The sequence below is a fragment of the Arthrobacter sp. Y3224055 genome, from assembly GCF_059090825.1.
The window spans coordinates 345,427-361,870 of record NZ_JBNHGB010000003.1 but is presented as its reverse complement, the minus strand read 5'-3'; the positions used below and the strand labels follow the sequence as shown (position 1 = coordinate 361,870).

At 67.4% G+C, this 16,444-nt stretch carries 14 protein-coding genes and 1 tRNA gene; 6 read left to right on the top strand and 9 right to left on the bottom strand.

Going from position 1 to position 16,444, the window contains the following annotated elements:
- Positions 1-46: 46 nt before the first annotated feature.
- The 6 genes from serA to AC5RTY_RS09790 all read right to left on the bottom strand — a co-directional run bounded on the left by serA (position 47) and on the right by AC5RTY_RS09790 (position 8,576).
- Positions 47-1,636: a phosphoglycerate dehydrogenase gene (gene serA, locus AC5RTY_RS09815; protein ID WP_494073765.1), complete on the bottom strand. Its 1,590-nt coding sequence runs from the start codon at positions 1,634-1,636 to the stop codon at positions 47-49.
- 311 nt (positions 1,637-1,947) lie between these two features.
- Positions 1,948-2,973, bottom strand: a complete 1,026-nt coding sequence (gene ilvC, locus AC5RTY_RS09810) for a ketol-acid reductoisomerase (RefSeq protein ID WP_493941723.1) — start codon at positions 2,971-2,973, stop codon at positions 1,948-1,950.
- Positions 2,974-3,008: 35 nt separating this feature from the next.
- Positions 3,009-3,521 (bottom strand): acetolactate synthase small subunit, encoded by a 513-nt coding sequence (gene ilvN, locus AC5RTY_RS09805; protein WP_493979937.1) that lies wholly within the window; start codon positions 3,519-3,521, stop codon positions 3,009-3,011.
- 2 nt (positions 3,522-3,523) lie between these two features.
- Entirely contained in the window at positions 3,524-5,425 is a 1,902-nt protein-coding gene (locus AC5RTY_RS09800) for an acetolactate synthase large subunit (protein ID WP_494012357.1), read from the bottom strand.
- 354 nt (positions 5,426-5,779) lie between these two features.
- Positions 5,780-7,483, bottom strand: coding sequence for a dihydroxy-acid dehydratase (gene ilvD, locus AC5RTY_RS09795; RefSeq protein WP_494139464.1), 1,704 nt, complete (start codon positions 7,481-7,483; stop codon positions 5,780-5,782).
- Positions 7,484-7,658: 175 nt separating this feature from the next.
- Positions 7,659-8,576 (bottom strand): LysR family transcriptional regulator, encoded by a 918-nt coding sequence (locus AC5RTY_RS09790; RefSeq protein ID WP_494012358.1) that lies wholly within the window; start codon positions 8,574-8,576, stop codon positions 7,659-7,661.
- A gap of 72 nt (positions 8,577-8,648) precedes the next feature.
- On the opposite strand from AC5RTY_RS09790, the gene AC5RTY_RS09785 reads away from it, so the two are divergent.
- From AC5RTY_RS09785 to AC5RTY_RS09765, 5 genes are all read left to right on the top strand, one after another.
- Positions 8,649-8,804, top strand: coding sequence for a hypothetical protein (locus tag AC5RTY_RS09785; protein WP_494139463.1), 156 nt, complete (start codon positions 8,649-8,651; stop codon positions 8,802-8,804).
- 147 nt (positions 8,805-8,951) lie between these two features.
- On the top strand, positions 8,952-9,377 hold the full coding sequence (locus AC5RTY_RS09780) for a hypothetical protein (RefSeq protein WP_494012359.1): 426 nt from the start codon (positions 8,952-8,954) through the stop codon (positions 9,375-9,377).
- 123 nt (positions 9,378-9,500) lie between these two features.
- Positions 9,501-10,103, top strand: a complete 603-nt coding sequence (locus tag AC5RTY_RS09775; RefSeq protein ID WP_494139462.1) for a hypothetical protein — start codon at positions 9,501-9,503, stop codon at positions 10,101-10,103.
- A gap of 3 nt (positions 10,104-10,106) precedes the next feature.
- Entirely contained in the window at positions 10,107-11,186 is a 1,080-nt protein-coding gene (locus tag AC5RTY_RS09770) for a PQQ-dependent sugar dehydrogenase (protein WP_494000039.1), read from the top strand.
- Positions 11,187-11,297: 111 nt separating this feature from the next.
- Positions 11,298-11,370, top strand: a tRNA-Lys gene (locus AC5RTY_RS09765).
- Positions 11,371-11,470: 100 nt separating this feature from the next.
- Here AC5RTY_RS09765 and AC5RTY_RS09760 read toward each other — a convergent pair.
- Positions 11,471-12,538, bottom strand: coding sequence for a Gfo/Idh/MocA family protein (locus AC5RTY_RS09760; protein ID WP_494073762.1), 1,068 nt, complete (start codon positions 12,536-12,538; stop codon positions 11,471-11,473).
- 129 nt (positions 12,539-12,667) lie between these two features.
- Here AC5RTY_RS09760 and AC5RTY_RS09755 point away from each other — a divergent pair, with 129 nt between their 5' ends.
- On the top strand, positions 12,668-13,888 hold the full coding sequence (locus AC5RTY_RS09755) for an ROK family protein (RefSeq protein ID WP_494073761.1): 1,221 nt from the start codon (positions 12,668-12,670) through the stop codon (positions 13,886-13,888).
- Positions 13,889-13,935: 47 nt separating this feature from the next.
- On the opposite strand, the gene AC5RTY_RS09750 is transcribed toward AC5RTY_RS09755, so the two are convergent.
- Together AC5RTY_RS09750 and AC5RTY_RS09745 are read right to left on the bottom strand one after the other, a co-directional pair.
- The gene (locus tag AC5RTY_RS09750; protein WP_494073760.1) at positions 13,936-14,979 is read right to left on the bottom strand and encodes an aldose epimerase family protein; all 1,044 of its coding nucleotides are present in this window, start codon (positions 14,977-14,979) and stop codon (positions 13,936-13,938) included.
- Entirely contained in the window at positions 14,976-16,415 is a 1,440-nt protein-coding gene (locus AC5RTY_RS09745) for an FGGY family carbohydrate kinase (RefSeq protein ID WP_494139461.1), read from the bottom strand. Before AC5RTY_RS09745 ends, AC5RTY_RS09750 begins: the two co-directional genes overlap by 4 nt.
- Positions 16,416-16,444: the final 29 nt, after the last annotated feature.

Below are 16,444 nucleotides of genomic sequence, written 5' to 3'. Positions count from 1 at the left end.
CCGGGGGAACAGCAGGGACCGGGCGCGCTTTACCGCGGGGCGAGAGTCAGTCCTGCAGGTCGACTTCGCGGGCCACGACGGCGCCGATCTCCGCGCTGAGCCTTTCCAGCAGGTCCTGCGGCAGGGCGCTGTCCACGGTCAGCACGGCCAGCGCCTGCTTGCTGGCGTCGTTGCGCGCCACCTGCATGCCGGCGATGTTGATGTCCTGCTCGCCCAGCAGCCGGCCCAGGGTGCCGATGACGCCCGGACGGTCCTCGTAGAGGAAGACGATCACGTGTTCGCTGATCGGCATTTCCACCTCGTAGCCGTTGATGGCCACGATCTTCTGGATCTGCTTGGGGCCGGTCAGCGTGCCGGAGACGGAGATCTGGGAACCGTCCGACAGGGCGCCGCGGATGGTGAGCACGTTGCGGTACTCTTCGGACTCCGTGGTGGTGATCAGGCGGGTGTTGATGCCGCGCTGCTCGGCCAGCACGGGGGCGTTGACGTAGGAGACCTGCTCGGAGACGACGTCACGGAAGACGCCCTTGAGCGCGGCCAGTTCCAGCGCCTTCACGTCCAGCTCGGCGATTTCGCCGGCCACTTCGACGTCGATCTGGGTCACCGAGTCGTGGGTCAGCGCGGTGAAGATCCGGCCGAGCTTTTCGATCAGCGGGATGCCCGGGCGGACGTCCGGGGCGATCACGCCGCCGGCCACGTTCACGGCGTCGGGCACCAGTTCCCCGGCCAGCGCCAGGCGCACGGACTTGGCCACGGAGATGCCGGCCTTCTCCTGCGCTTCCTCGGTGGAGGCGCCCAGGTGCGGGGTGACCACCACGTTCTCCAGTTCGAAGAACGGCAGGTCGGTGCTCGGCTCGGTGACGAAGACGTCGATGGCGGCGCCGGCGATCTTGCCTTCCTTCAGCGCGTCGTAGAGCGCGGCTTCGTCGATCAGGCCGCCGCGGGCCACGTTGACCACGCAGGCTGTGTGCTTCATCTTTTCGAAGGCGGCGGCACCGATCATGCCCACCGTCTCCGGGGTCTTCGGCATGTGGATGGTGATGAAGTCGGACTGCTCCAGCAGCTCGTCCAGGCTGACCAGCTGCACGCCCAGCTGGGCGGCGCGGGCGCTGGTCACGTACGGGTCGTAGGCCAGGATCTGGGTCTCGAACGCCTGCATCCGCGCGGCGATCAGGGCGCCGATGCGGCCCAGGCCGATGATGCCGATCTTCTTCTCGTAGATCTCGGTGCCGGTGTACTTGGAGCGCTTCCACTCGCCGCCCTTGAGCGAGGCGTTCGCGGCGGGGATGTGGCGGGCCAGGGCCAGGATGTGGCCGACGGTCAGTTCAGCGGCGGAGACGATGTTGGAGGTCGGAGCGTTCACGACCATGACGCCGGCCTGGGTGGCGGCCTTGATGTCCACGTTGTCCAGGCCCACGCCGGCACGGGCGATGACCTTCAGGTTCTTGGCCGCGGCAATGGCCTCGGCGTCCACCTTGGTGGCGGAGCGGACCAGGATGGCGTCGACGTCGGCAATCGCGGCCAGCAGCTGGGACCTGTCGGCTCCATCGGTCTGCCGGATCTCGAAGTCGGGCCCAAGGGCTTCGATGGTCGCCGGGGAGAGTTCCTCCGCCAGCAGGACTACTGGTTTTTCCACAGGGGTGTTCCTTCGCTGCAAGCATGGTGATGGCCGTGCGTATAGATGGGGGTGACTCCAGTCTAGAACGGCTGCGGCCCTGTCCCCCAGTTGTTACCGGTACCGGCCGGCCGGCACCGGCCCGGTGAAACGGCGGGCCATGGGAATCGTGACGACGACGGCGGGCGCCGCGGAAACATGACGACGGCGGCGGGGCCTTCCGGAAACGTGACGACGACGGCGGGGCGCCTCGGGAGCCGTGACGACGACGGCGGGGCCTTCCGGAAACGCGACGGCCGGCGCCCGCAGTGGGCGCCGGCCGTCGGACTGACCTAGCGGGCTGCTACGCCCTCGGTGTAGTCGTCGTCGGACTTGATCCAGGAGAACAGCTTGCGCAGTTCGCGGCCGGTGGCCTCGATCGGGTGGTCTTCGCCCTTCTGGCGCAGCTCCAGGAACTCCTTGGCGCCGTTGGCCTGGTCGTCCATGAAGCGCTTGGCGAAGGAGCCGTTCTGGATGTCGGCCAGGACGGCCTTCATGTTCTCCTTCACCTCCGGGGTGATCACGCGCGGGCCGGAGACGTAGTCGCCGAACTCGGCGGTGTCGGAGACCGACCAGCGCTGCTTGGCGATGCCGCCTTCGACCATCAGGTCGACGATCAGCTTGAGCTCGTGCAGCACCTCGAAGTAGGCGATCTCCGGCTTGTAGCCGGCCTCGGTCAGGGTCTCGAAGCCGTACTGCACCAGCTGCGAGGCGCCGCCGCAGAGCACTGCCTGCTCGCCGAACAGGTCGGTCTCGGTCTCTTCGGTGAACGTGGTCTCGATGACGCCGGCGCGGGTGCCGCCGATGCCCTTGGCGTAGGAGAGCGCCAGGGCCTTGGCGTTGCCGGTGAAGTCCTGTTCGATGGCGATCAGGTCCGGGACACCGCGGCCGGCTTCGAACTCGCGGCGCACGATGTGGCCCGGGCCCTTCGGGGCGACCAGGGCGACGTCGACGTTGGCCGGCGGCTGGATGAAGCCGTAGCGGATGTTGAAGCCGTGGCCGAAGAACAGCGCGTTGCCCTCTTCGAGCTTGTCGGCGATGGACTCGGCGTAGACCTTGGCCTGGACCTGGTCCGGGGTCAGGATCATGATGACGTCGGCCTCGGCGGCAGCGTCGGCGACGGAGAGGACCTTCAGGCCCTCGGCCTCGGCCTTGGCGCGGGACTTGGAGCCCTCGGCCAGGCCGACGCGGACGTCGACGCCGGAGTCGCGCAGGCTCAGGGCATGGGCGTGGCCCTGGCTGCCGTAGCCAATGACAGCGACCTTGCGGCCCTGGATGATCGAAAGGTCGGCGTCGTCGTCGTAATACAGCTCAGTCACTTAGGTTTCTCCTGTTGGGATTGCGTGGAAAGGAATCAGGCGGAACGCAGCGCGCGGTCGCTCATGGAGCGGGAGCCGCGGCCAATGGCCAGCGTTCCGGATTGGACTATTTCGCGGATGCCAAACGGCTCCAGCACTGCAAGCAGGGCCTCGAGCTTATCGGCGGTGCCGGTGGCCTCCAGGACCAACGAGTCGGTGGACACGTCGACCACGGAGGCGCGGAACAAGTCTGCTGCCTGGGTTACCTGCAGCCGTGTTGCGGCATCCGCGCGGACCTTGACCAGGATGTGGTCGCGTTGCACGGAAGTTTCGGGAACCAGCTCGACAATCTTGATGACGTTGATGAGCTTGTTCAGTTGTTTGGTGACCTGCTCCAGCAGGTCACCCTCGGCCTCGACCACCACGGTAATGCGGGAGAACCCGTCTGCTTCCGTGGGGCCGACGGCCAGAGAATGGATGTTGAACGCCCGGCGGGCGAAGAGGCTGGCGACGCGGGTCAGCACGCCCGGGACGTCCTCCACCAGCACTGAAAGGGTATGGCGGGACATTCCTAGTCCTCCTCTTCCCACTCGGGGGTCATGTCGCGGGCAATCTGGATCAGGTCGTTGCTCACGCCGGAGGGGACCATCGGCCACACCATGGCGTTGGGGCTGACCACGAAGTCGATCACCACGGGGCGGTCGTTGATCGCCAGAGCCTGCTGGATCGTGGCGTCGATGTCCTCCGGACGTTCGCAGCGCAGGCCGACGCAGTCGTAGGCGTCGGCCATCTTCACGAAGTCCGGCACGCGCACGGTGTCGTGGCCGGTGTTCAGGTCGGTGTTGGAGTACCGGCCGTCGTAGAACAGGGTCTGCCACTGGCGGACCATGCCCAGCGAGGAGTTGTTGATCACCGCGACCTTGATGGGGATGTTGTTCAGCCGGCAGGTGGCCAGTTCCTGGTTGGTCATCTGGAAGCAACCGTCGCCGTCGATGGCCCAGACCACGCGGTCCGGGTTGCCCACCTTGGCGCCCATGGCGGCCGGCACCGAGTAGCCCATGGTGCCCAGGCCGCCGGAGTTCAGCCAGGCGTGCGGGCGCTCGTACTTGATGAACTGCGCGCTCCACATCTGGTGCTGGCCCACGCCGGCGACGTAGACGCCTTCCGGCCCGGTCAGCTCGCCGATCCGCTGGATCACCTGCTGCGGGGCCATCAGGCCGTCGTCGGGCTCGGCGAAGCCCAGCGGGTAGGTCTCGCGCAGCCGCTCCAGCGTGGCCCACCAGGCGGAGAGGTCCGGGGTTCCCTCGGCGGCGAACCGCTCGCGGCAGGCCTCGGCCAGTTCCGGAATGATCTCCTTGACCGAACCGACGATCGGCACGTCGGCGGTGCGGTTCTTGGAGATCTCCGCCGGGTCGATGTCCGCGTGGATCACCTTGGCACCCGGGGCGAAGCTGCTCAGCACGCCGGTGACGCGGTCGTCGAAGCGGGCGCCGAGCGTGATCAGCAGGTCGGCCTGCTGCAGCGCGGTCACCGCCGAGACGGAGCCGTGCATGCCCGGCATCCCCACGTGCTGCGGGTGCGAGTCCGGGAACACGCCGCGGGCCATCAGCGTGGTGGCCACCGGGGCGCCCACCAGCTCGGCCAGCTCGCGCAGCTCCTGCGACGCGTGGGCCTTGATCACGCCGCCGCCCACGTAGAAGGCCGGGCGCTCCGCCGCGGCGATCAGCTTGGCGGCCTCGCGGACCTGCTTGGAGTGCCCGCGGACCACGGTGCGGTAGCCGGGGATGTCGATCTTCGGCGGCCACGAAAAGCTCATCGTGGACTGCTGGGCGTCCTTGGTGATGTCCACCAGCACCGGGCCGGGGCGGCCGGTGGTGGCGATATGGAACGCCTCGGCCAGGGCGCGGGGAATGTCCTGCGCCTTGGTGACCAGGTAGGAGTGCTTGGTGATCGGCATGGTGATGCCGACGATGTCCGCTTCCTGGAACGCGTCCGAGCCGATCACGGCCGAGGAGACCTGCCCGGTGATCGCCACCATCGGCACCGAGTCCATGTGCGCGTCGGCAATGGCGGTGACCAGGTTGGTGGCCCCCGGGCCGGAGGTGACAATGCAGACACCGGGGCGGCCGGTGACCATGGCATAACCCTGTGCGGCGTGGCCTGCACCCTGTTCATGACGGACCAAGACGTGGTTGATCTTGGCCGAATCCATGAGCGGGTCGTAGGTGGGGAGGATGGCCCCGCCCGGCAACCCGAAGACGTCATCGACGCCCAGTTCTTCCAGCGAACGGACAACGGCTTGTGAGCCGGTCATTTCCGTGGGCGGCACGATGTTGTTCGGCCCGACTACCGGGCTGAGGCCGTCCACGACGGAAGAGACAGAGGCAGCTACATCTTTGGTTTTGACAGCGTCGGGCGAGGCCGGCGCCTTATTGGCCATCAGCGAGGGGCTGATTGGCGATCCCTTAGTCATCGGATTTCCTTTGCGGATCTTGATGTTCTCTGATGTGCTTGCCGTCCTCCGCGAGCGGGGAACGGCCCTGTTCTCTTCTGCAAATAAAAAAACCCCGTCGAGCCGGTTGGCTCCGATGGGGTTTCGCGCGTGACGTGGTTGTGCCAGACGGGCGTTTACGCCACGCGCTTGGTAAGGACGACCACGGATACGCTTTGCATGGCTTCAGTCTCGTGCCACGCGGATATCAGTGTCAACCTGAGACATCGCCGTCTCATTATTTGGGCACTTGAGTCCATAAGATGGACCCTTCACCCGGGGAGGGGCACGACGGCGGGCGCCCGCCTCGCGGAGGGAGGCGCCCGCCGTCGTGGTTCAGCTGCAGTACGCGCCGGTGGAGGCGGAGTTCACCAGCTTGACGTACTTGGCCAGCACGCCGGTGGTGAACTTCGGCGCCAGCGGTTCCCAGCCCACCCGGCGCGCTTCCAGTTCGGCCTCGTCGACCAGCAGGTCGAAGCTGCGGGCCGCGATGTCCACGCGGATCAGGTCGCCGTCGCGCACGAACGCGATCGGGCCGCCGTCGACCGCTTCCGGCGCCACGTGTCCGATGCACAGGCCGGTGGTGCCGCCGGAGAACCGGCCGTCGGTGAGCAGCAGCACGTCCTTGCCGAGCCCGGCGCCCTTGATGGCGCCCGTGATGGCCAGCATCTCGCGCATGCCCGGGCCGCCCTTGGGGCCCTCGTAGCGGATGACCACCACGTCGCCGGCCTTGATCTGCCCGTTGTCCAGCGCGTCCAGGGCGCCCTGCTCGCGTTCGAACACGCGGGCGGTGCCCTCGAAGACGTCGGCGTCGAAGCCCGCGGACTTGACCACGGCGCCCTCGGGAGCCAGCGAACCGTGCAGGATGGTCACGCCGCCGGTCTTGTGGATGGGGTTGTCCAGGGCGCGCAGGATCTTGCCGTCCGGGTCCGGCGGGTTGATGGCCGCCAGGTTCTCGGCCACGGTCTTGCCGGTCACGGTCAGGCAGTCGCCGTGCAGCAGGCCCGCATCCAGCAGCGCCTTCATGACCACGGGGACGCCGCCGATCTTGTCCAGGTCGAACATCACGTGGCGGCCGAAGGGCTTCATGTCGGCCAGGTGCGGGACCTTGTCGCCGATCCGGTTGAAGTCGTCCAGCGTCAGGTCCACCTCCGCCTCGCGGGCGATCGCCAGCAGGTGCAGCACGGCGTTGGTGGAGCCGCCAAAGGCCATGGTCACCGCGATGGCGTTCTCGAAGGCCTTCTTGGTCATGATGTCGCGGGCGCGGATGCCCTGGCGCAGCAGGTTCACCACGGCCTCGCCGGACTTGTGCGCGAAGTTGTCGCGGCGGCGGTCCGCGGACGGCGGCGCGGCCGAACCCGGCAGCGACATGCCCATCGCCTCGCCGATGGAGGCCATGGTGTTGGCCGTGTACATGCCGCCGCAGGCGCCTTCGCCCGGGCAGATGGCGCGTTCGATCGAGTCCAGGTCCTTGCGGCTCATCTTGCCGGCGGCGCAGGCACCCACGGCCTCGAAGGCGTCGATCAGGGTGACTTCCTTCTCCGAGCCGTCCTCCATCTTCGCGAAGCCGGGCATGATCGTGCCGGCGTAGAGGAACACCGAGGAGAGGTTCAGGCGGGCGGCGGCCATCAGCATGCCCGGCAGCGACTTGTCGCAGCCGGCCAGCAGCACGGAACCGTCGAGGCGCTCGGCCATCATGACCGTTTCCACCGAGTCGGCGATGACTTCGCGGGAGACCAGCGAGAAGTGCATGCCCTCGTGCCCCATGGAAATGCCGTCGGAGACGGAGATGGTGCCGAACTGCATCGGGAAACCGCCGCCGGCATGGACGCCTTCCTTGGCGCCCTGGGCCAGCCGGTTCAGCGACAGGTTGCAGGGGGTGATTTCGTTCCAGGAGCTCGCGATGCCGATCTGCGGCTTGGCGAAGTCCTCGTCGCCCATCCCTACGGCTCGGAGCATGCCGCGCGCCGGAGCGGCGTGGATGCCATCGGTTACTACCCGGCTACGGGGTTTGATGTCTGGGGTTGCGTCCGCACTCATGGCATCGATTCTATGACCCGCGCCGCCATGGCAGGGCCATATTACGACGGCGGTGCCTCGGCTGGCCCGGCGCCCCCCGGCCCGGGCCGCCCGGATCCGGCCGCCCTGCACCGCGCCGGGCTGCCCGGATCCGGCCGCACTGCCGCGCGCCGGGGCTGCCCGGATCCGGCCGCCCTCAGCCCTGCTGGCTGGCGATCGCCGCCGCCTCCTGCTGCAGCATTCCGATCACGCGGTGCACGCTGCTGCGCTCGGCCACGTCGCTGCGGGCCAGCACCACGATGGTCCGGCGGGCGCGGATCCCCTCCAGCGGGCGCATCACGAAGCCGCGCGTGGACTGCGCCTTCCGGGAGGTAAACCGCGGCACCACGGCGAGCCCGTGCCCGGCGGCCACCATGGCCTCCATTACGCGCAGGTCGGCGTAGCGTGTGGTGCGCTTGGCCAGCCTGCCGGTGCGCGCTTCGATCTGGCGCAGCACCTGCTCGAAGGGAAAGCCCTGCGGGACGCCGATCCACGGGTGGTCCACCACGTCCTCGGGCCGGAGGACGTCCAGTGCCGCCAGCGGATGGCCGGCGGGCATGGCCACGTCCAGTGGTTCGTCCAGCAACGGCAGCACGGTGATGCCGTTGCGGGCGAAGGCCTCGACGCCCTGCTGGCTGTGGGCCAGCACCAGGTCGTAGTCGGCCGCCAGCGGCAGGAACCCCTCGACGGACGGGTCTTCCAGGCAGGGGTCGAAGTGCAGCCCCTCGATGTCCTGCAGCCGGTACATCAGGCCCGGCAGGAACATTTCCGCCGCACTGGGAAAGAACGCGGCACGGATTTGGTTTTGCCAGCCGCTGCGGTAGCCGTCCACGGTGGCCTGCGCCCGCTCCATCGCCGCGGAGACGTCCGCGGCGGCTGCTGCCATGGCCAGCCCGGCCTCGGTCAGCCGCACTCCCCTGCCGGCTTTCTCCACCAGCGTGACGCCCACCTCCCGCTGCAGCGCCTTCAGCTGCTGGGAGACGGCCGAGGCTGTGATCTTCATCGCAGCGGCGGTGGCGACGACGGATCCGCGGTCGCCCAGTTCCCGCAGAATCTGCAGCCGCCTCATGTCCATAAAGAGATACTACATAGTGAGGTAAGTAACGTTAGCTTGAACTTGACGGTTGCCCCGGTTGACAATAGCGGCATGACAGTCTCAGTTGCCCTGACCGCAATAGGGATGGCCGCCGTCTTGGCGCGCCTCGCCGTCGTTGTCCGCCGCGACCATGGCCCGGTTCCCCGCAGCCACACGTGGGAGACCGACCATTCGGCCATGCCGGTGAAAGCGGTCGACGCCGTCTGACTTCCACCCTTACAATCAAGCGCCGGGCACCACATGGGCCAGGCGCTTTTTTGTGGGTCCGGTTCCTTAGGCTGACGGCAGCGCCCCGCGCTTCCGGCGCCGCAGGCGCCCAGCACTCCCGCCCGATTACGCACTTCCGAAGGCCACATGCCCACCAGCGACGAACTCAAGGACGCGCTTAGCGCCATCTTTGACTCCCAGATTCCCAACTACGGCGACTACAACCTCGTCTTCGCCAGCGGCCGCCAGGACGATGCGCACCGGACGCAGGGCGGGACCGAAGACTTTTACGTGATCGGTTACCGCTGGCGGCCGCAGGAACTGGTCATCGCGCCGTTCGACGGCTCCGCGCTGACGGCCGGCGGCACCCCCGTCGCGATCAACATGACCAACATGTCCCACGCAGTCCAGCTCGGCGGCGGGGAATACGAAGTGGGCACCAGCACCGGCAGGACGTTCCGGTTCGGCGTCCAGGCCGAAGGCAGGCTGCCCGCCGAGGGCCACACGATCGACCAGTCCGAAGACCAGCCCGACTTCCACAGCTTCATGGCGGAGCTGATCTTCCGGGCCTAGCGGCCCGCCCCGGGCCTGCAAAGCATCGCCTCAACCTGCCGGTCCACCTCACGTTTTCGGAGACGGAACCGGCCACGGGAGGCTATGGACACTGCCGTGTCCCGCACGTAACGTCGGGACCGGATGCAGCACAACCATCAACCGAAGGTGAAGGCCATGGACCGGAGATGGGGAATCAGGACCGCCGTCGCAGCCACCCTCGCGACCGCCCTGCTGTGCCGGTTGTTCAGCCGCAAGTCCCGCTCCACGAAGGCCGGATCCCTGGCCGCCTCCGCGCCGGCGAATCCGGCGCACGCCCCCTCCGGACCCGCCCCCACGCCGTCGAACCTGGCGCACGCGCCCTCCGAGACCGCCCCCACGCCGTCGAACCTGGCGCACGCCCCCTCCGAGGCCGCCCCCACGCCGTCGAACCTGATGCACGCCCCCTCCGGCACTGCCAGCGGGAACCCAACGACCGGCCGCACGCCGCGGGCATTCGACGAGGACCTGATGGTGGAGGAGACCATGCCGGAGTCCCCGGGCGACACCGGCACGTCGGCTGCCGGCGGCTTCGGCGCGGACGAGCCGGTGCCGGCCGATGTCGAGGACGCGGCAGCGGAGCAGGCGGCGGTCACGGAGAAACCGCTCTACGATGAGACCGAATGGCTCGGTTACGCGGGCGAGGCGGTCATCGAACCGTCCGTGGAGGCCGAGGATGGGAACGGAGCGGACCGGAAACGAGGCTGACGGATGGACGACCAAGCGGATCGGCGCATCCTGCCGCTTCGGTTTGCCCCCTTGGCCCTGGCCGTAGCGCTGGCGGCCGTCCTGGCCGGTTGCAGCGTCGGCGGCAGCGGCCGGCCGGACAGTAGCGGCGGCGCCGCTACCAGCCCGGACGTGGAAGCGGCGGCCTCGGGCCTGGCCGAACCGTGGTCCATAGCCGTACTGCCCGACGGCAGTGCCCTCATTTCCGAGAACGACACCGGCCTGATCAAACACGTGGTCGACGGCGAAACGGTTGCCGCCGTGCCCGTGGACTCCGCGCTGGAAACCACCGGCGAGGCCGGCCTGCTGGGGCTGGAGCCCAGCCCCGATTTCGACGCCGACGCCCGGCTCTACGTCTACCTCACCTCGCCGGAGGACAACAGGGTTCTCAGCTACCGCTGGGACGACGGCCGGCTCAGCGACGGGCAGGAAATCGTCACGGGCATTCCCAAAGCCGGGATCCACAACGGCGGGCGGCTCAAGTTCGGCCCGGACGGCTACTTGTACATCGCCACCGGCGACGCCGCCGATTCCTCCCGCTCCCAGGATCTCTCCTCTCTGGGCGGCAAGATCCTACGGGTCACGCCCGACGGCGACCCTGCCCCCGGCAACCCCTTCGGCGACAGCCCGGTCTACAGCTTCGGCCACCGCAATGTGCAGGGGCTGGCGTGGGACGCCGACGGCAGGCTCTGGATTACGGAGTTCGGCCCCGACCGGGACGACGAGCTGAACCTGATCGAGCCCGGCGGCAACTACGGCTGGCCGGACGTTACCGGAGCCCCCGGCGACGAGCGGTTCATCGACGCCAAGGTGGTCTGGCCGTCCACGGCCGAGGCCTCCCCCAGCGGCATGGCCCTGGTGGACGGGACGGCGTGGATCGCCGCGCTGCGCGGCCAGCGGCTCTGGCGGGTGGAGCTCGACGGCACCGAGGCCGGAGAGCCCGAGGCCTTTTACGAAGGAGAATACGGCCGGCTGCGCGACGTGGCCGCTGCCCCGGACGGCCGGCTCTGGGTACTCACCAACGGCACCGACGAGGACCGGATGCTGGCGGTTTCTGTGAAGTAGGCGACAAAGGCCGCCTCAATTTCACATTCGCGGAAAAGTCCTGCTAGAGTTACATGTCGTTGCGAGGGAGAAAGCGCCCGGGAAACCGGCGCCGGCCCCTCACCGACAGCTGCACCTCTAGCTCAACTGGCAGAGCAATTGACTCTTAATCAATGGGTTCCGGGTTCGAGTCCCGGGGGGTGCACAGACAAACCCCGTCTGATTGGCGAAAGCCCGGTCAGGCGGGGTTTTCCGTTCTTTGACGGCGGGACAAGGTCTTCGGAAGCGACACGCCCGCAGCATCCCTAGCCGGGCTTCGCCAACTGATGGATTCGTTCGATCACCCGGACGACCTCCAAAGCCTCCCGGGGATTAACCGGGATGGGCCCGCTTCCCCGGACCGCCAGAGCCGCAGCCCGGTAAAACCCAAGGTAGTCGCCTCGTTCGGTCGGCACCGCAATGGGGGCGGGATGGCCCGGCGCCCGGATGCCGAGCGTGCCCCACGTGCTTTCGGGCTCGGCGCCGAACCCTGGATCAGTTGGGACTGCCCCCGCCGCCAAGGCCGGTTCCTGGCCGTCCAGGCCATAGCTGACATAGGCGCTTTCGGTCCCCAGAACGCGGAAGCGGGGTCCGGCTTGCGCCGCCACCCGGCTCATCCAGAGCCGCGAATGCACGCCGTTCGAGTGGAATAGCTCAATGAGGCTGACGTCGTCGTTGCCGCCGCCATCACGAACGGTGCGCACGTCGGCACGGACCTCTTCAACCGGACCGAACAGCACCAAGGCCTGGTCTATGAGGTGGCTGCCCAGATCAAACGTGATCCCGCCGGCCAGGTGCGGAGGCGTCGTATCCTGCCAGCGGTCAACGACTTTGGGCGCCCAGTGCTCAAAGTTCGATTCAAACTGATAGACCCGTCCCAGGTGCCCCTCGGCCAGCATCTTCCGCACCGTTCGGAAGTCCCCGTCCCACCTCCGGTTCTGGAACACGATCAGGGGTTTCCCGACGCGTTCTGCCCGTTCTATCAGTTGCTCGCCGTCGCCGACCGTTGGCACGAAGGGCTTGTCCACGATCACCGCCAAGCCCGCGTCCAGTGCTGCCAGCGCTTGATCCACATGGGTGTGGGGAGGGCCGGCTAGCACCACCAATTCCAGATCCAGGCCCCCCGCCAGCATTTCGTTGGCGTCTGCAACAATCTCTGCAGCGGGATGGTCCTTGGCGGCCTGCAGCCTCCGTTCCGGGTGGGCCGTCGCGATGACGTCCAGGGAGAACTCCGGAAGGGCGCCGAGGAAGGGCCCATGAAAGACTTTTCCGGCCAGCCCGTAGCCCACCAAGCCGGTGCGGACAGGCCGCGGAGGGCCTTGGGCGTTCAACATACCGGAAGATTACTCTTGTGCCATAATTTGTTCAAGGAATTAACAATTGGGAGCAATGGGGATGGAGTAGCCTGCGGTTGAACGATAAGTTACGCAGTTGTTTCTTGTCCAGAATCCAGGGAGGCTTGGTTGAATTCATCAGACGCGCAGGTTGGCACCAGCCACGGGCGGCCGCTGCCGGCCCCGCGGGCTGGGAACAACCTCGACAGCATTCGCCGGCATAACCTCTCCACCATTCTTCAGTTCGTGCATCATGCCGGCCCCGTTCCCCGCTCCGAGCTGACCCGGAAAACAGGGCTGAACAGGTCGACAATCGGTGCCTTGGTCGGCGAGCTTGCCGAGCTCGGACTGGTCTTGGAAACGAGCCCCGACTCAAGTAACGGTGTCGGGCGGCCGAGTGCCGTGGTGCGCCCCAACCCGGCGACAGTGGCGATCGCCGTCAATCCCGAGATCGACGCGGTGACCGTCGGTGCCGTCTGCCTGGGCGGCGTTGTCCAGAAACGGGTCCGCTATGAAACGGACAGGGCCCCCAGCGTCCGGGAAGCGGTCAACATCAGTGCGGCGATCATCGAAGGAATGAAGACTGACGGGACCCGGATCGCAGGGATCGGCGTCGCTGTCCCGGGTTTGGTGAGGACACGGGACGGGCTCGTGCGGCTGGCCCCGCACCTGGAGTGGACCGATGAACCGATTGCCGAGATGCTGGCCGCTGCCACCGGGTATCCCGTGAAAGCCGCCAACGATGCGAGCCTTGGTGCTCTCGCCGAAAGGACCTTTGGGTCCGCCCGACGGGTCAGCGACATGATTTACCTCAACGGCGGGGCCAGCGGCATCGGTGGCGGCATCATCAGCGGAGGCCACGCCGTGACAGGCGTCGCCGGTCATGCCGGGGAGCTGGGCCACACCCGGATCAGAAGCGGCGGAGGGCTTGACACCGCGCACGCCCGAGGCACCTTGGAATCCGAAGTTACCCGCGATGCCCTGCTTGCCGCCCTCGGATTGGCATCCGCGGACGTGGACGAACTGGAGGAGGCGCTGCTTTCATCCACTTCTGCCGAGGTTCGGGCTGTTGTGGACCGGCAGCAGGAATACCTCGCCATTGCCCTGGGCAACGCAATCAACATCCTGAATCCGGAGTTGATCATTCTGGGCGGCTTTCTGGGTTCCTTGCATGCAGCCGATCCGGAGCGGCTGGAGCACCTCGTCTCCCGGGAATCGCTGCCGGTTTCACGCCAAAGTGTTCACATTTCCCGACCTCAGCTGGGCGCCAATCTTCTCATGGTCGGCGCGGCTGAACTGGTATTTGCAGACCTCCTGGCCGACCCCGCTGCCTACTCCTTCGTCGCCTGACAGGGGCGTCGCGTATCCCGACGAGGGGCCGCTTCTGCTTGATCGGCTCACGCTGTCGAGAAACGGTATCGGCTGAGATGCCGGTACTCCGTTCCGGCCGGAAGGACCACGGACGGAAAGTCGGGGAAACGGCTGGTATCGGTGATCTTTTGGGGTTCGAGGCATATGCCGCTGCCGGGCCCGTACAAGGTTCCCCCGCGGCCGACCAGCGGAGGCAGCCGGTTCGCTGTATAGACCTGAAGACAGAACTCCGTGGTGTAGAGCTCCATGAGACGTCCGGTTTCCGGAGAATAAAGTACTGCCGCGGGCTTGGTGTTGTCCCTGCCCGGATTGAACAGGAACGTGTTGTCGATGCCCGGCCACGGCTCGGTGCCCGACTTCGGCAGGAAGGCTCCGATCCGCCTTAGCTTGCGGAAGTCGAAGGGCGACCCGGCGACAGGCAGGTGGCTGCCTGTCGGAATGCGTTCCCAGTCCGTCGCCAGGATGTAATCCGCGTCAACCATCAGCTGCTGATCGGTGACAGGCCTCGCCCCGTCTCCGTCCATATTCCAGTAAGCGTGATTGGTCATATTGACCGGGGTGTCCGCGTCGGCCCTGGCCGTGAAGAGAATCGACAGCTCGTTGGCTTCGGAGAGTGAGTAGCTAACCCGCGCGGAGAGGTTTCCGGGATAGCCTTCTTCGCCTTCGGGGCTGCGGTAGTCCAGACTGACAAAGTCGTCCTGCGCCCGTTCCGGGGACGCATCCGAACGGGACCACAGGACGCGGTCGAAACTTCGGCTGGGTCCTCCATGAAGGTGGTTCCGTCCCTCGTTCGCGGCAACGGGAAAGGTGACCCCTGCCGAGGAAAACCGGCCGCCTGGGATGCGGCCCGCTGTCCGGCCGATCGTGGCCCCTAAGTAGCAGTCCGCGTGGCGGCGATAGTCATCCACAGAGTCGAACCCAAGCACCACGTTTTCGAGCTTGCCGCCCCTGTCCGGCAGGAGCAGTTCAACGATCCTGGCACCGTAGCAGTCGAGTGTCAGGCGCGTGCTGCGCGCATTGGCGAGGACCGGTCCCGTCTCCTGGCTGCCGGCGCCTGCCTGCTTCTTCACGCCGCGCCTTCGTTGTGACGGCGGAACCACGCCTCCTGCGCTTCGGCATGGCTGCGATACTGGTCCCGGATAAGAGGCCGCGGATCGGGTCGCAGCTCCGCATCGAAGTGCGGCGGCCAGTCAGGGCGTACTCCGCCCAGGACCCAGGCGGCCTGCACCGCGGCCCCCTCGGCCACGTACTCGCCGGGTACCGGAACCGAGACCGGCATATCGAAGACCTGCGCGGCAATCGACCGCACGGCCCGGTTCTGCGCGCCCCCGCCGATCAGAAGGACCCGCTCGGGAAGGGCACCGGCCTTCCGCAGCGCGTCAAGCCCGCCGGCGAGACTGCACAGCATTCCTTCAATGGCAGCGCGCGCAAGGTTGGGCCTTGTCATTGCGGTCAGCGACAGCCCGTGAAGACTGCCCGTCGCGTTGGGCAGGTTTGGGGTGCGTTCCCCTTCGAACCAAGGGACCAGGACGGCTCCCCCGGCCGCGGCGGGAGCTTCCAGGGCGAGACGCGAGAGCTCGTCGTTGTCGACGCCGAGCACCTCGGCGACCGACGTCAGGATGCGGGCTGCATTGAGCGTGGTGGCAATCGGGAGGAAGGCGCCGGCAGCGTCCGCGAACCCGGCGACGGAACCTGTCCTGTCCCGGCGCAGTTCGGCGGATGAGGCGAACACGGTTCCGCTGGTGCCGATCGAAACGAGGGCCTCCCGGCCGGAAGCGTTGAGGCCCAGGGCCGCAGCGGCATTGTCTCCGGCTCCCGCGCCCAGAAGGACTCCCCCGGGCGTCTTTCCCGCCGGCTCATGGGGGCGAAGGACACGGGGCACGATGGCAGCATGTCCGAGGGCCAAGGCGAACAGATCCATGTCGTACCGGTTCGCCTCCGGATCCCAATAGCCGGTACCGCTGGCATCCGACCGGTCTGTCGTGAGTTCTTCAAGGACCGGCCCCAGCGGGCTGGAAGCGGCCGGCCCATACCCGCGCAACCGCCAGGTGAGCCAGTCGTGGGGAAGAGCGACCGCGGCTACCTTTGCTGCATTGGCGGGCTCGGCGTCACGCAACCAGCGGAGTTTGCTAGCGGTGAAAGACGCCACCGGAATCAATCCCGTCCGTTGCACGTATTCATCGGCGCCCACTTCGCCCACCAGTGCAGCCGCAGCGCCCGCGCTGCGGGTGTCGTTCCAGAGCAAGGCCGGCCGGATCACCCGGCCCTCCTGATCGAGGGCCACCATGCCGTGCTGCTGTGCCGCTACGGAAAGGCAGCTGACCGAGCCGAGACCTCCCGCCTCTGCGAGCGCCGCCTGCAGCGCTCTCCACCAGGCCTCCGGGTCAACTTCGGTGCCCGCCGGATGGGTGGCCCGTCCCGCAGAAACCACCCGACCGGAGCGGGCATCCCGGAAGACCACTTTGCAGCTTTGCGTCGAAGAATCAACACCCGCGACTAGTGTCATGATGCCTCCAGATACGTCGGCCGAGCCTG